This window comes from Actinomadura sp. 6N118 (assembly GCF_044326415.1).
Classification (GTDB): Bacteria; Actinomycetota; Actinomycetes; order Streptosporangiales; family Streptosporangiaceae; genus Spirillospora.
Genome location: NZ_JBIRAZ010000046.1, coordinates 1 through 14152 on the forward strand (window position 1 = coordinate 1; position 14152 = coordinate 14152).

Here is a 14152-nt window from a genome sequence, read left to right on the forward strand (position 1 = left end):
CCCGCGATCCCCGCACCCGCGATTACGTGCAACGGCGCACCAAAGACGGCCTGTCCAAGAAAGAAATCATCCGCTGCCTCAAACGCTATGTCGCCCGCGAGATCTACCACATCCTCACAACCCCAAATCCATTGACAACATAGGAGCATCAGCAAGGCGCGAACTGCTGCACGGAAGCACAGCGGGTCATTTCGGCACCGCTCAACCGTCACCTTTTCCCAGCCGACTTAATCTCCGATTCACCCGCCCTTGACCACCGACAGCCGTGGGATGACATCCCACCCAGCCCACCAACAAGAGGGGGTGTCCAGACACGGACATTAATGTCACTCAATTCCGCCACCACATCACCGAACGTGGCGATACAATAACAGCATGGATTCGATCGTGGCGGGACTAGACTCCGCTTCCACCGCTGACTTGGTGGAAGCGGCCGCCGCGATCAACGCGCAACTCGCCCAGCGTGCGGCGCCGGAGTCGGGTCCGGTGTGCATGGAGTTGGCCGAACGGTTCGCCGCCGCGCTGGATCAGGGCGAGCATGCACTGGCGGGGTTGATCGCGGTGGTGGACCGGACCGGCGAGCCCAAGCACTGGGGTCTGGCGTCCACTCAGGCGTGGTTGCGGTGCCGGCTGGGCATGCGCGAGGGCCGCGCCCAAGAACGCCTCACCCTGGCCCGCCAACTCCCCCGCCTGCAGCAGGTAAACCAGCAACTGGCCACCGGCGACCTGTCCTACGGGTACGCCGCCACCATCGCCGACGCCGTACAACGCCTCAACGATGACGACTGTACGGCCGCCGAAGGCATCCTGCTGGAGGCGGTGGCTGGCGGGGTGTCGGCGCGGAACCTGGCGCGGCTGGGCCGCAAAGTGCATGACCTGGTCGCCGAACTCACCGGGGAAGACAAGCCGCCCGAGGACGCGCAGCGGGGGTATCAGCGGTCGTGGATGACCGTCAGCCGGTCGCTGGATGGCGGCTGCTACCTGCACGGGTGGCTCAACCCCGAAGACACCGCCATCCTGGACGGCACCCTCGCGCCCTTGGCCAAACCCGCCGGCACCGACGACCGCCGCGACCTGGCCGAACGCACCGCCGCCGCCCTATCCACCGTCCTGGCGGGCGGGCACAGGGACACCCGGGTCACTGTCATCGCCGACCTGCAGACCCTGACCGGCGATGACCGGCCTGGGCGGCTGCGTGACGGCACGCCGATCCCGGCGGCGCAGGTGCGGCGCATCGCCCTCAACGCCGGAATCTCCCCACTGATCCTCAGCCCCGACCACGTCCCGCTGTATCTGGGGCATGCGGTGCGGATCGCCACCGCCGGGCAACGCCGGGTGCTGGAGACCTTGTATGACACCTGTGCGGTGCAGGGCTGTGAGGTGCCGGGGTTGTTGTGCGAGGTCGATCATGTCGATGGGTGGGCGCTGGGCAACAGCCCCACCGACATCGACAAGCTGGCGTTGTGCTGCGGCTGGCACAACCGCTGGAAACACACCCACCCCCACCAGATACACATCACCACCACCGAGGATGGCCGCTACCGGTATCGGGCACTGCCACCCGACGGGACCACCAGATCCAGACGCGGCAGACCTGTCGATCAGGCCGACAATCCCTGGCACGACCACGCGGCCTGACCACCCCCACACCCCAGCCTGCAGCCCGGCGCGGACCCAGTGCCGGGCCTACAGGCACGCCCCCACCCCCCGCTACTAGCATGGGGTGCAGCTTTTCTGCAGGGCCAGTCTGCCCAGCTCAGTGGGCCCCTAGACCGAGCTGGGCCCGTCAGGCAGACCGTTCGGCGCCGTAGTAGCCCCATTCAAGCCGTGTCCTCATGGGGCCGGTGCCGTCGGCTTGGATGTGCGCGACCAGCATCGACGTCAGTGACGGGGGCAGATGCGTGCCGTGCGCGGTGGTCCACTCCAGGCAGCCGAACAGGTCGGCCGCTCCGTCGAGCTGGGCCGGGCTGGGGGGCTGTGCAGTGAGCGCGGCAAAGATGAGATCGGCGGGTTCAGCCAGAAGCAGCCGCTGCACTGCCAGGTCGTACCAGTACAGGCCACCGGGTTCCCGAGCGGGGAGCCCTGCCCATGCCAGCAGGGCACGGATGCGTTCGATCCCGTCGGGATAGCGGCGGCGCGTGAGAGCCGCCAAATGGACTTCGGCCGCCTGGATCCGGTGCGACCAGGCCACCGGGTCATCTTCCGGGCGAAGTGCCACGGCCCGGGCAGCCTCGGTCAGTCCCGGTGGCGCGCCTTGCATCCAGCGCATCCGGCGCTGTTGGTCCCGGGTGTCCTGGGCCGCCAGTTCCGCCTTGGCTTGTTGAGATCCGGTCAGGCCTCGCTCGGCCAGCCAGGCGGTGAGCGCCGGACCGTCGCGCAGGTCGGCGTCGCAGTCACCGACACCGCGGATGCTGTCCTGGTGGTGCAGCGTCCAGCAGGCAATCAGCTCGTCGTGCACATCGTGAACGAGGATCGTCGGCCACCCAGCGCACAAGCACCTGTCACCGGTTCCGCCGTCCACAATGGCCAGCAGCCCAGCCAGGTCGGCGATGTCGGCCCCGGTCACCACCGTCCGTGCCAGGTCGGCGGAGTCGACCTGGTCCGGTGATCCCTCGACGAGCACGACCCGTGCGGCGCGGTTCAGCACGCTCTGCAGCCGAGCCGTGGTCGGCCGCCCTTCCGCCATGGCCGCCGGCCCCTGGTCAACCATGGTCGTGAGGGTAACCGGCGGTCTGCACGAGCCAAAACCCGGTTTCTCGGCGTCCGATAGCGGCCCTTGGGCGCGACTCGAAGGCGGTGAATTTTTGAGCTGGGGGTTGCAGCTAGGGCTGTTTGATCGCGTGATCGGCCTTCGTCGTGGACCAGGCGTGGAGGGACCCGATTATCTTGGCCGCATGACCAGCCTTGCTCATCCGCGGCTGTCCGGGTTGGGGCGCAACCCGGCGGCCCCTGAAGGGATTCTGGTGCGGCTGGCCGCGCATGCGGCTGGCAGGCACGGGATATCAATGCGTCAGGGAAGGCTCGCTGATGCCGTCGTCGAGGCCCTTTTGACACACAGAGGCAAGAACGCGGCGACGCTCCTTCACGGCGATCGAGTGTCCCCGGCGATGCGCCGAAAGATTGCCGACCATCCCGAGTCGGCGATCCGTGGAGCCCACGCGGATTTCGTCCGCTCTTGCGTGAACCGCCAAGTGACGATCGGCATGGATGATCTGGAGGAGGCCTACGGTCGATCTCGGACGTCACTGGCCGGCGCTCCGGACCCCGCCCTGCGCGCTGCCATCGCGCGCACCTGGCACGACAGACCGGTCGCCGTGCAGGAGGCACTGCTGGCTGACCCGGAGCCGCGGGTCCGTGCGGCCGCTACCGAGCGCGAACAACCGGGCATCCCCCCGCGATGGGCGGATCGTTGTATCGCCGATCCGTCCATGCGCGCCGACGTGGCGCGCTACATGCCGTTGACGATGGACCAGTTCGCCGAGCTCATGCGGATCGAGGATCAGGAGGTCCACCAGGCGGTTGCCCACAACCCGCACTTGTCCGCTGAGATGGTCGTCCAACTGCTAAGCGTCGACGATCCGATCGTGCGGGTGGCGGTGGCGCTGAGCCGCCACGTTGCCGCCGAAACCAGGAACCGGCTGTTCGCGCTGGTGGAAACCGAACGGGCTGACGGCAGCGTCGCGGCCAGCGTGGCGCTGGATTGGAATTTCGCCGAGCCGCACTGGGTGCGCGAACTGTCACTCAAGGAGCGGCTGACCTACCTGGACTGCCCGCACGAGGTGTTTCTCTGGCCTCCCGCAGGGACCTCCCCGAGGAGGCCTGGCGGCGGCTTGACAACGACCCGGCCATCTCGGTGCGCCGTGCCGCCGCACGCCGTTCGGACACGCCTCCCGAAGTCCTGGAACGGCTGGTGCGCGCTCACGGCGACGTACTCCACATCGAACCGCTCCTTGTCGAGCACCCCAACTTTCCCCGTCACCGGCTGCGCACGTTCGTCGACGAACCTGACCCGCGCGTGCAGTACCTTGCCCTGCGAGATCCCGAACTACCCGTGACAACCCTCCAGCGCCTGGCCGCCGCATCAGAACCCTTCCTACGCCGCGCGGGGCCGCCCGCCATCCCAACATCACCAATGAGCTGTTGAAACGGCTGCTCTCCGATCCCGACCCAGAGGTCGCCGACGACGCCGCTGCCAACTCCGCGCTGCCGCCCACCCTGATGCACCGGATCATCACCGACGCCGACCTGTGAGTTCGATCGGTGCAGAGCGTTTCAGTGACCGTCCGTCCAGCTCAGCGGGTCCCTCAGAACGAGCTGCACCCTTCAGCATGTCCGCAGTCACCGTCGGGCAGCCTTAGCACCCATCCCGCCCCAGTCCGCAGCCCCGCCACCAGCCCTTCCCTCCGCTCGCCTCGCTGCCAAGATTGAGCCCCCAGTCCCGGGGTTGACCTGCAGGCGGGCGACCGGCCGCATCAAAAGGGACGGCCCGATGCCGAGCTCACAGAAACTCGGCCGCCACAGCCATGAGCATTGCCAGCATGTGACAGCACCAACCTCCCCGCGCAACGCACCAAGACCCTTCCCCCACCAGCAGACGCGCAGTCACGTCGGCACATCGCTCCACCTCCCGCTCACCCCGCTGCCGAGTCTGAACATCAGCCCAGCGTTAACCCGCAGCCGAGCGACGGCCGCACAAGGGGCATTCACGCCGGGCTCGCAGACCTTAGGTCACTACGGGCATCAACATGGCCGGGACGCAGCAGCCATCTCCGCGCGCGGCGCGGCAAGGCTCTTCCCTCCACCAGATGCGCGGCCACGGCAGTGCCCAGCCCTACCCCTCGCCCACCTCGCCGCCGATCTCTGAGGACCAGCCCAGCGGTAACCCGCAGGCGGGGAAGCGGCCCGCACACAAGGGATAACTGATGCCGAGCTCGCAGACCTTAGGCAGCTGCAGCCATAACCATGGCCGGATGCAGCAGCACAAGCTCCCGGCGCATAGCGCGGCCAGGTCTTTCCATCACTGCCCACCGGCGTCACGCTGGCGCGGTGCCTTGCCCTAGCTCACCCTCGCCGCCACGGGTGACCGGCGGCGCCACAGGGTGAGCAATACGGTTCATTGTCTGCGCTGCGCGCCGACGTGCGCCACACCGCATCGATCACGTCCATGCCACACCCACCGCCGCGGTACGAACCTGGCCGGAATACACCACCACCAGGCACCCGGCGCGGCAAAGCCCTTCACCAGCGTCCGGCGAACAGTCACTTCGGCACGCTGCTGTGCCCCTCACACATCTCGCCGATGCGCCTGAGCCCTGACCCCAGCCGCAGCCGGGAGACGGCCACGCGAAGGCGGACCGCTGCCGAGCTCGCAGACCCTGCGCGGCTGCGACCGTGAGCGTGACCGGGATGCAGTGGCACAACCCTCCCGCGCGCAGCGCGGCTAGGGTCCTAGGAGAATGCTCAACAGGCGAGGCGTTGCCTTCGCGAGCGATCGGTGATCGCGTCGCGGGTCGAACCGATCGGAGAAACGATGCGCAATATCGAACTCGAAAAGCTCGACGGGCTCGTCGGCGAGTGGACGACAACGATGTCGGACGCCTGGTTCATCGAACCGCCGGGCATCAAGGTGCCGGGCAAGACCACCGTCGAGCTGCTCGGGGAGTCCTTCCTGGTCGTGCGGACGGAGCTCGGCGAACGCACAGACCACTCCGAGATGACCATCGTCATCGGACGCAGCGACCCGAACGACGCCTACGTCGCGCTCTACCAAGACGACCGCGGTGTATGCCGCCAGTACGCCATGACCTTCGACGGCGGGCACTGGACCATGACCCGCGAGGACCCGGACCTCCACCAGCGCTTCGTAGCCGACGTCGAGAAGGATCGCATCCTCGGACGTTGGGAGGCATCCGAGGACGAGGGCAAGACCTGGCGGAAGGACTTCGACCTCACCTTCGAGCGGGCCTGAACCGGAACGCGGCTGGCCATCGCCGGCCAGAAGGGAAGCGATAACAAAATGTGCGTCCTAGCGCGACGCATGGTGATGGCAGGCGTGCCATGGGGGTGCGCGTAGGGTGAGCAGCCCCCGTGGACGTGCCCGACAGTCTCCGGGAGCGCATCGAGCCGCTGCTGCCGAACCCACCAAACCCCGGCAACCGCAAACAGGAACGCTGGCAGAGACCAGCCGCGACGGACACTCGCGCGAAGCTCGGCAAAGCCCTTTCTCCCACCGCCGGATGTACGGTCACATTGACGCCCAGGCCGTGCTTCGTGATCTGTCAAATGATCAAGTTGTCTGTGCTGCGAACCGGTCTGGTGCGAGCTGGACGGTCAGGTGATGAGGGTGCCTGCTGAGTGGAAGGCGGCTTTGAGGCTGTGCTCGATCTCGTCGAGCTTGTTGCGGATCTTGACCATGCCGATGGCGCCGCCGTGCATGCCGGTCGTTCCCAGGGCGAGGTCGATCACCACGCTGCCTTCCTGCGGGTACATCAGGAGGACGTACTTGTAGTGGAGGGCGAGCACGCCGAGCCACAGGGCCTTCTTGCGGCTGCCGCGCTCGACCACCGCTTTTCCGGGGCCTTCCCAGGTGAAGCGGAAACCGTCGGCTTGGAGGACCTGCTCGATCACGGTGCGGGCCTGGTCGGGTGTGCCGCTCACGTGCAGCCTGATGTTGTCGGCCATCTCAGAAGGTCGTTCGCAACTGCAGGCCCGTTGCCGTGCGTACGAACGTCCGGACGGCGACCAGGGCCTGGCCGTCGTAGCCCTCGATCCGGACCGTGTGTGGGGTTCCGGCGCCCGGGACCGGGACCGGCGCCGGGTTGCCGCCTAGGTCGACGGTGACGCGCGGCCTGCCGTCCACGATGACGTCGGCCCGGTCGATGCCCAGGACGCCGAACGTGACGGTCAGTTCGCTGTTCACCTCGGACAGTTCGGCGTCTAGGCGGCGGGGTACGCCCTTGCCCAGCAGGGTGGCTGCGGTGGTCATCAGGTCTGCGTCGCTGTTCGTGATGTCCTTGCGGGTCGTGACGTGGCGTTCGTCGGGGATCACGCCGTAGTCCTCCAGCGGCGTGCCCGCGTTCGGTCCGACGCGGAGGAGGCGGCGGATGACGAACGACAGGTCGGCGCCGCCGGGCAGCGGGCGGAAGGGGAAGTCGTCGGCCGCGGGGAGTGAGCCGAGCAGGTTGGCTGTCCGCCAGACGTTGCCGCCGCCCGCGCCGGTGTTGCCGTCGACTCCGAGCACCAGGCCTATGCGGTTGTCCTGGAACCCGGCGGCGAAGATGTCGGCCGCCGAGTAGCAGCGGGCATCGGTCAGGAGGACGATCGGGCCGAAGTACGACTGGGGCACTTGGGCGAGTAGCTCTGCTGGAGTGAACGGGATGGCCGCGGAGTAGGGGGCACCCGTTTCGAGGGCTTGCTCCATCGACGGCAGCCACGACGCCATGATGTCGTTGGCCCGGCAGATACGCAGGTTGAGCAGGGTGGCGGTGAACTGGGCGGGTTCGGGCTCGATCGCCTTGGCCGTGAGCGCCTGCAGGCATAGCTCGGAGGCGACGATCGCCCCGCCTGGGTTGCCGCGGATGTCGACGACGAGTCCGTCCTGCGGTAGTTCGCCGAGCAGCCGGATGAATTCCCGGACGAATCCCTCGATCCCGCTTGGCGGCAAGGAGAACGACCGGATGCGCAGGTGGCCGAACACCCGTCCCCCTGCGGTCACGCGGCGTGCCTCGAACACGGTCGCCATCTCCGGGGAGACGGTGACGCCCTCGGGGCCGGGGTCGACCGGCTCGCCCGATTCCTCGGCGGCGAGGAACTCCGGCGCGAACAGCCGGGTGCGCGTCCGGGCGATGCGCATGCCTTCGACGTCGTAGGCGAGTGGTGTCTCCAGCTGGCCGCCGAGATCGGCCGACTCGGGGACGATCGAGCTGACGTCCCAGATCAGATTGACTGACTGCGGCTGGCCATCGTGGAGGTACCGGACGGTCACCCAGTCCTCGTCCGGCGGCGGGCCGAAGCCGAGCGAGCGCACCGTGAATCTCTCCACCGCGCGGGCGTGCCGGGCCTCGGGATTCGCGCCGGGGAACCGCTCGGCATGGCGCTCGACGGCCCGTTCGATCGGCACTCCGTTCCAGTGCGTGATCTCCACGCCGAACCGGAAGGTGTCGTGCGGGAGCTCCGGCTCGTTCGCGATCCGCCGCCCCACCAGGTAGCGCCGCCGCCCGTCCTCCGTGAACTCCTTGAGCAGGAACGGCAGGCGGGCGACGGCGTCGCTGAAGGGCCGCGGCAGAACGTAGCGGGTGTGCAGGTCGCGCAGCGAGTTGAAGATGTCGACCAGCTCGGCGTGGAAGCGCCACTCCGGTTCCTGGTCCCCTGGACGGCCCAGCCTTGCCTGCATCAGGCGCAGGCGTTGCACGGGGTTGATCCCGTACCGCGCCGCCTTGAACGGCAGCAGCGCGTAGTTCTGCTCAAGGATCAGCAGTGCCTGCCGCACGATCAGCCGCCGGTCGTCCACCGTCAGCCGGCCGATCTCGTTCGCCTTGAGGAAATCCGGCAGCGTCGTCGCGCTCGCCTCAGTCATGACCCACCCCGTCCTTCGCCCCGGAACCTCACTCTGAACGAACGGCCACCCCTTGTCATGGGGTGGTCACAACAAGGCGGTGGCCAGTTCGCGCCACTCCTTCATCGGCAGCGCCGAGGGGTCGGCGGTGATGACCTGGAGGCAGACGTGGTCGGCGCCGGCGTTCAAGTGATCCTGAACGCGCTTGCGGATCGTGTCGGTGTCTCCGTACGCGACGATCGCGTCCACCAGCCGGTCACTGGCGCCACCGACGAGGTCGGCGTCCCCGAAGCCGAGGCGCCGCATGTTCGCCTCCTGGTGCGGAGCGGCCTCGACGTAGCCCGTCACGTGGGCCCGGGCCACCTCGCGGGCACGGCCGAGGTCGGTGTCGAGGACGACGGCCTGCTCGACTCCGAGGAAGGCGTCCGGTCCCACGGTCTCCCTGGCCCGGACGGTGTGCTCAACGGGCACGAAGTACGGGTGCGCGCCCCAGGTGCGTTCGGCGGCCAGTTCGAGCATCTTCGGGCCGAGCGCCGCCAGAACGCGGCGGGGTGCCGGGTCGGGCCTCGGGCCGTGCGCGGGCACGGCGTCCATCGAGTCCAGGTAGCCGCACATCATCGGCACCGGGCGGCCGACCGGCGGCATCGGGTAGCCGTCGAAGACACCGCTCACGGCGTCCACCCGCTGACCGCCGAGGCCCAGGATGTAGCGGCCCGGGAACGCCTCGCCCAGTGCGCGTTCCGCGGCAGCCATCGCGATCGGATCCCGGTACGCCACGTTCGCGATCCCGGATGCGACCACGATCCGCTGTGTGGCCGACAGCAGCAGCCACGCCTGGCTGACGGTGTCCCTGCCCAGCCCCTCGCCGAACCAGAGCGCCCCGTAGCCCAGCTCTTCGAGTTCGGCGGCGGCCTCGCGCACCCGCGTGGCGGGCTGCGCCTCGAACGTGAAGGTCCAGAGGCCGACCTGGCCGAGGTCGTTGATCGTCATTGCGTACTCCCTTTTCCGGAGAGGTTCTCCGGTTCGCTCCGGGACTATACGGAGAACCTCTCCGTTTGGCTAGGATGGGTGCATGCAGAGAGCCGACGCGCGCCGGAACCGCGACCGGCTCGTCACAGCCGCGCGGGAGACGTTCGCCAGGGAGGGCCCGGACGCGTCGCTGAACGAGATCGCCCGGCGGGCCGGAGTCGGGTCCGGCACGCTCTACCGGCATTTCCCCAACCGCGAGTCGCTGTTGACGGCCGTGCTGCGCGACCGGGTCCTGACGTTGTGCGAACGCGCGGAGGAGCTGGCCGGCTCGGCGTCACCCGACGAGGCGTTCTCCTCATGGCTGCGCGCCTTCCTCCGCCACGCGCGCACCGACCACGGCCTGACCGGCTACTTGATGATCGAGAAGCCGCCGGACCTGGGCTTCGACTGCCACCAGGTGATCCGTGACGCCGCCGCGGGGGTGCTCGGCCGGGCCCAGCGGGAAGGTTCCGTGCGCGCCGATCTCACCGCGGACGATCTGCTCCGGCTGATCACCGGTATCGCCCTCGCCACCTCGGCCGCAGCCACAGCCGACGAGGGCCAGGCGGACCGGCTGCTCGCCGTCGTGCTGGACGGGCTCCACAGCGGGTAGAGATCCCATCGTGGATCTCTCCAGCGCCGCACGCGAGCTTTACGGGGTCGCCCCGCCGGAGTTCGTGGCCACGCGCAAGGACCTCGCGCAGCAGGCCAAGGCGGCGGGTGACGCCGGGCTGGCCAAGGAGATCGGCGCCCTGCGCCGCCCGACCGTGTCGGCCTGGGCGGTCAATCGGCTGTCCCGCGAAGCCGCAGAGGAGCTCGGGCAGCTGCTCGAGGTCGGTGCCGACATGCGGGCCGCCTGGGCCTCCGGCGGACATATCGGCGAGCTGGAGCAGCGGCGCAGCGAGCTGATCGCACAGCTCGTCCGGACGGCCGGACGGCTCGCGAGGGAGGCCGGGCATCCTCTGCGTGACCAGGCGGTGCGGGAGGTCGAGAACACCCTGCAGGCGGCCACGGTGGACGAGGACGTGGCGGAGGAGGTCCAGGAGGGACGACTCCCCCAGCCGCGCAGCCACAGCGGCTTCGGCACCGCCGGTTTCGGCTTCCCGGCGGTGCCTGCCCAGAAGCGCCCCGAGCATCCCAAGAGCGTAAAAACGGCGAAGGCGACCAAAGCGAAGGCCGCGAGGTCCTTCGGACGCTCCGAGCCGGAGCCTGAACCAGAACAGGCCTCGGAGGCCGACGAGCTCGCCCGGAGGCGCGCTGAAAAGGCCAGGCGGCTAGCGCGGGAGGCCGAGAAGGCCCTGTCCCAGCGCAAGGACGAGCTGAACCGGGCCAAGCGCGAGCTGAACAAGATCACAGATGAGGTGGCGGGGCTCCGGCGGGAGCTGGACGAGGCGATCTCCCGCCAGGAGGCAGCTCAGCGCAAGCTCGACAAGGCCGAGCGGGCCCATGAACGGGCGGCGGGCGCGGCCGAGGAGGCCCGCCGCGAGTCGGCAGCCGCCCAGATGTAGGGCCCCCGTTACAAAACGGAACAAAACATACAGTAGGTTCTGCCCGAACGACGTTCTAATACTGAGGGGGCCACGGTGGCGGAACCGGTCATGGAGCAACCGGCGGACTGGACCGAACCAGGCGCCCATCCCGTCGCCCCCGGCGTGCACCGCATCCCGCTCGCCCTGCCCATCCCGTCGCTGCACGCCGTGAACGTGTACGTGATCGAAGACCCGGACGGCCTCGTCGTCGTGGACTCGGGCTGGGCGATGCCCGACAGTCGCGCGGCCCTCAAGGACGCCCTGCGCTTCCTCGGCCACCGGCTGGACGATGTCACGCAGTTCCTGGTCACCCACGCGCACTGGGATCACTACTCCCAGGCGCTGGCCCTGCGGGAGTCGTTCGGCACGCGGGTCCGGATCGGCCGGGGCGAGCAGCCCTCCCTTCAGGCGTTCGACGTCGCCAAGGGGCTCCACCCCCGCCAGGTCGAGCTGCTGCGCCGCTGCGGCGCGCCCGATGTGGCGGACCATGTCGCCGCCGCCGGCGTCAACGCCGAGGAACGCAAGATTCCGCACACCATGCCGGACGCCTGGCTCGACGACGGTGAGTGCGTCACGCTGGCCCGGCGCGGCCTGGACGTCTTCGCGACGCCCGGGCACACGCGCGGCCACATCGTGCTCCGCGACGCCGGCGCGGGGCTGCTGTTCGCCGGAGATCACGTGCTTCCGCACATCACGCCGTCGATCGGCCTGGAGACCGAGCCCGAGCCGAAGCCGCTACGCAGCTACCTGGAGTCGTTGCGGATCGTCCGCGACATGCCCGACACCCTGTTGCTGCCCGCGCACGGCCCGGTCACCCCCAGCGTGCACATCCGGGTCGACGAGCTGATCAGGCACCACGAGGCCCGGCTGGACGTCGCCGCCCGGCAGGTGCGCTCCGGCCACTCCACCGCGTTCGAGGTGGCACGTTCCATGCCATGGACGCGGCGGCAGAAGAAGCTCGACGACCTGGACGTCTTCAGCCAGATGCTGGCCGTGCTCGAAATCGATGCCCACCTCGACGTGCTGGTCGACCAGGGCGTGCTGGAGGCGACCGAGACCGGCGGGGTGCGCCGCTACTCGCTCAAGGGCTGATCCCCCCGTCCCCCGCGAGCCCCGTCCAGCCCGGGTCGCGCCCCAGGAAGCCGACGAGCCGGTCGCTCGGCGAGGCCTCCGGCGGCACGGCGACCGGCGGCGCGAACAGCCCGTGCCGGACGTCGTCACGGGCGACCATCGGGGCGACCCGCAGCAGGTGCCGCGCGAGCTCCGGCGGGATCGGGCGGTCCTTGCCGCACGCGCGCGAGACGTCCCAGCCGTGCACCGCGATCTCCATGGCGCCGGTGCTCGCCATCGCGCCCGCCCGCATCGGGCAGCCCGCGACGGTGACCACATGGCCGGGACCGCCGTCGCCGGTCCACGCGGCGAGCAGCCGGCGGGCACGATCCTGGAAGGCGGCGACCAGATCGGTATCGGGCACGTCCGGCTCTCCGTCTGGGAACAACATCACGGTGCCACGGTCGATGCCCTCGCACAGGGCGTCGAGCGAATCGTTGACGTGCAGGAACAACATGCGCAGGTTCCAGCCGCGGCAGGGCGTCGGGCGGGCGAGTGCCGCGGTCGTCACGTCCTCCACCGCCTCCAAGGCGAAGCCGATCGCACCTTCCAGCAAACCTGCGCTGTAGCTCTGCAGCGCCGCTGCCTCGGCCGCGTTCATCGGCCGCGCCGCACGGTCGTCTTCATCGGGGGCCTCCCTTCATCTATAGAGACCCGCGACCGACCGGAAAGTCATCGGAGACAGGCCCTCGATGCCGGGAGATCACGCGGGAGCGGAGCTGGGAGAACCTCCACCCCGTGTCGGAGCTTTGGCAGGAATTGCGGGTGTCGCCGGAGGTCACCGAGGGGACGACGACCATGGTCATTTCCCCCTGCCTCGTGCACACGGAGGTTCGAATGCCGACTCCCAAGCGCTCCTTCCTGATCTCCGCCGGTCTCGCCGCCCTGGTCGTCGGGTTGTCCGGCTCCCAGTTCGCCGCCGGCGCCGCCACCACCACCGAGGCCCCGGTACAGCCCCAGGCCTCCGTACAAGCCCCACCGGCATCGACCATCCGGAACGTCGTCCTCGCCGTGCACGGTGGCGCAGGCTCGATACCGCGCGGCAGCATCACCCCCGAGCAGGAGAAGGCGTACCGCGACGGCCTCACCAAGGCCCTGCAGACCGGCTACGCCCTGGTCAAGGACGGCAAGCCGGTCCTCGACGCGGTCGAGAAGGCGGTCAACGTCCTGGAGGACGACCCGAACTTCAACGCCGGCAAGGGCGCGGTGTTCAACACCGACGCCGAGCACGAACTCGACGCGTCCATCATGAACGGCAAGGACCTCAAGTCGGGCGCCGTGGCCGGGGTGCACCACACCAAGAATCCGATCACCCTCGCCCGGATGGTGATGGAGAAGTCTCCCCACGTGTTCATGGCGGGCAAGGGCGCCGACGACTTCGCCCTCCGCAACGGCGTCCCGTACACCACGCAGGACTACTTCTGGACGCAGCGCCGCTGGGACTCCCTCATGGCCGCCAAGGGCACCACGAAGGTCCAGAACGGCGCGCAGCCCACGAGCAAGGACCGCGAGGTCGGCGGGACGGTCGGCGCGATCGCCGTGGACGGCTCCCGCAACGTCGCCTCCGCGACCTCGACGGGCGGTCTGACCAACAAGCAGGTCGGCCGGGTGGGTGACTCCCCCGTCATCGGCGCCGGCACGTACGCCAACAACCGCACCGTCGCGATCTCCTGCACCGGCACCGGCGAGGTCTTCATCCGGGGCGTCGCCGCGTACGACATCTCGGCCCTCATGGAGTACGCCCGCATGCCGGTGCAGAAGGCCGCCGCCACGGTCATCACCCAGAAGATCCCCGCGCTCGGCGCGACCGGCGGCGCCATCGCCCTCGACCCGCGGGGCAATCTCGCCGCGCCGCACAGCACCAAGGGGATCATCAACGGCTATGTCACCGGCGACGGGAAGATCGTGACCCGTCTGTACGATGACGAGACCCCGGCAAGCTGACCATCCA

At 69.1% G+C, this 14152-nt stretch carries 13 protein-coding genes and 1 pseudogene; 8 read left to right on the forward strand and 6 right to left on the reverse strand.

Going from position 1 to position 14152, the window contains the following annotated elements; translation table 11 throughout:
• Positions 1-143, forward strand: a pseudogene (locus ACH34W_RS53680) (IS110 family transposase); the annotation flags it as partial.
• 232 nt (positions 144-375) lie between these two features.
• Positions 376-1638: a DUF222 domain-containing protein gene (locus ACH34W_RS53685; RefSeq protein ID WP_395969037.1), complete on the forward strand. Its 1263-nt coding sequence runs from the start codon at positions 376-378 to the stop codon at positions 1636-1638.
• Between the two features lie 148 nt (positions 1639-1786).
• Here the strand turns inward: ACH34W_RS53685 and ACH34W_RS53690 are convergent, their stop codons facing one another.
• Positions 1787-2710 (reverse strand): hypothetical protein, encoded by a 924-nt coding sequence (locus tag ACH34W_RS53690; protein ID WP_395969038.1) that lies wholly within the window; start codon positions 2708-2710, stop codon positions 1787-1789.
• 532 nt (positions 2711-3242) lie between these two features.
• On the reverse strand, positions 3243-3560 hold the full coding sequence (locus ACH34W_RS53695) for a hypothetical protein (protein ID WP_395969039.1): 318 nt from the start codon (positions 3558-3560) through the stop codon (positions 3243-3245).
• Between the two features lie 293 nt (positions 3561-3853).
• Between ACH34W_RS53695 and ACH34W_RS53700 the strand changes: the two genes are divergently transcribed.
• Positions 3854-4144, forward strand: coding sequence for a hypothetical protein (locus tag ACH34W_RS53700; protein WP_395969040.1), 291 nt, complete (start codon positions 3854-3856; stop codon positions 4142-4144).
• Between the two features lie 1386 nt (positions 4145-5530).
• Positions 5531-5968, forward strand: coding sequence for a hypothetical protein (locus ACH34W_RS53705; protein ID WP_395969041.1), 438 nt, complete (start codon positions 5531-5533; stop codon positions 5966-5968).
• A gap of 362 nt (positions 5969-6330) precedes the next feature.
• Here ACH34W_RS53705 and ACH34W_RS53710 read toward each other — a convergent pair whose 3' ends face one another.
• From ACH34W_RS53710 to ACH34W_RS53720, 3 genes are all read right to left on the reverse strand, one after another.
• Positions 6331-6681, reverse strand: coding sequence for a hypothetical protein (locus ACH34W_RS53710; RefSeq protein WP_395969042.1), 351 nt, complete (start codon positions 6679-6681; stop codon positions 6331-6333).
• A 1-nt stretch (position 6682) separates the two neighbouring features.
• Positions 6683-8575: a S41 family peptidase gene (locus tag ACH34W_RS53715; protein ID WP_395969043.1), complete on the reverse strand. Its 1893-nt coding sequence runs from the start codon at positions 8573-8575 to the stop codon at positions 6683-6685.
• A gap of 66 nt (positions 8576-8641) precedes the next feature.
• Positions 8642-9544, reverse strand: a complete 903-nt coding sequence (locus ACH34W_RS53720) for a TIGR03620 family F420-dependent LLM class oxidoreductase (RefSeq protein ID WP_395969044.1) — start codon at positions 9542-9544, stop codon at positions 8642-8644.
• A gap of 82 nt (positions 9545-9626) precedes the next feature.
• On the opposite strand from ACH34W_RS53720, the gene ACH34W_RS53725 reads away from it, so the two are divergent.
• The 3 genes from ACH34W_RS53725 to ACH34W_RS53735 all read left to right on the forward strand — a co-directional run bounded on the left by ACH34W_RS53725 (position 9627) and on the right by ACH34W_RS53735 (position 12183).
• Positions 9627-10175 carry a TetR/AcrR family transcriptional regulator gene (locus ACH34W_RS53725; protein WP_395969045.1) on the forward strand — a complete coding sequence of 183 codons (549 nt, stop codon included), beginning with the start codon at positions 9627-9629 and terminating at the stop codon, positions 10173-10175.
• A gap of 10 nt (positions 10176-10185) precedes the next feature.
• Positions 10186-11070, forward strand: coding sequence for a hypothetical protein (locus ACH34W_RS53730; protein WP_395969046.1), 885 nt, complete (start codon positions 10186-10188; stop codon positions 11068-11070).
• A gap of 75 nt (positions 11071-11145) precedes the next feature.
• The gene (locus ACH34W_RS53735; protein ID WP_395969047.1) at positions 11146-12183 is read left to right on the forward strand and encodes an MBL fold metallo-hydrolase; all 1038 of its coding nucleotides are present in this window, start codon (positions 11146-11148) and stop codon (positions 12181-12183) included.
• Here ACH34W_RS53735 and ACH34W_RS53740 read toward each other — a convergent pair.
• Entirely contained in the window at positions 12173-12802 is a 630-nt protein-coding gene (locus tag ACH34W_RS53740) for a TIGR03086 family metal-binding protein (protein ID WP_395969048.1), read from the reverse strand. The two genes, ACH34W_RS53735 and ACH34W_RS53740, sit on opposite strands and share 11 nt — an antisense overlap.
• Positions 12803-13038: 236 nt before the next feature.
• Between ACH34W_RS53740 and ACH34W_RS53745 the strand changes: the two genes are divergently transcribed.
• The gene (locus ACH34W_RS53745; RefSeq protein ID WP_395969049.1) at positions 13039-14145 is read left to right on the forward strand and encodes an isoaspartyl peptidase/L-asparaginase family protein; all 1107 of its coding nucleotides are present in this window, start codon (positions 13039-13041) and stop codon (positions 14143-14145) included.
• Positions 14146-14152: the final 7 nt, after the last annotated feature.

Excerpts from the sequence above, each read along its gene's own strand:
- ACH34W_RS53715 (WP_395969043.1), bottom strand. The coding sequence starts at position 8,575 with ATGACTGAGGCGAGCGCGACGACGCTGCCGGATTTCCTCAAGGCGAAC.
- ACH34W_RS53740 (WP_395969048.1), bottom strand. The coding sequence starts at position 12,802 with ATGAACGCGGCCGAGGCAGCGGCGCTGCAGAGCTACAGCGCAGGTTTG.
- ACH34W_RS53685 (WP_395969037.1), top strand. The coding sequence starts at position 376 with ATGGATTCGATCGTGGCGGGACTAGACTCCGCTTCCACCGCTGACTTG.
- ACH34W_RS53710 (WP_395969042.1), bottom strand. The coding sequence starts at position 6,681 with ATGGCCGACAACATCAGGCTGCACGTGAGCGGCACACCCGACCAGGCC.
- ACH34W_RS53705 (WP_395969041.1), top strand. The coding sequence starts at position 5,531 with ATGCGCAATATCGAACTCGAAAAGCTCGACGGGCTCGTCGGCGAGTGG.
- ACH34W_RS53720 (WP_395969044.1), bottom strand. The coding sequence starts at position 9,544 with ATGACGATCAACGACCTCGGCCAGGTCGGCCTCTGGACCTTCACGTTC.
- ACH34W_RS53690 (WP_395969038.1), bottom strand. The coding sequence starts at position 2,710 with ATGGTTGACCAGGGGCCGGCGGCCATGGCGGAAGGGCGGCCGACCACG.
- ACH34W_RS53725 (WP_395969045.1), top strand. The coding sequence starts at position 9,627 with ATGCAGAGAGCCGACGCGCGCCGGAACCGCGACCGGCTCGTCACAGCC.
- ACH34W_RS53745 (WP_395969049.1), top strand. The coding sequence starts at position 13,039 with ATGCCGACTCCCAAGCGCTCCTTCCTGATCTCCGCCGGTCTCGCCGCC.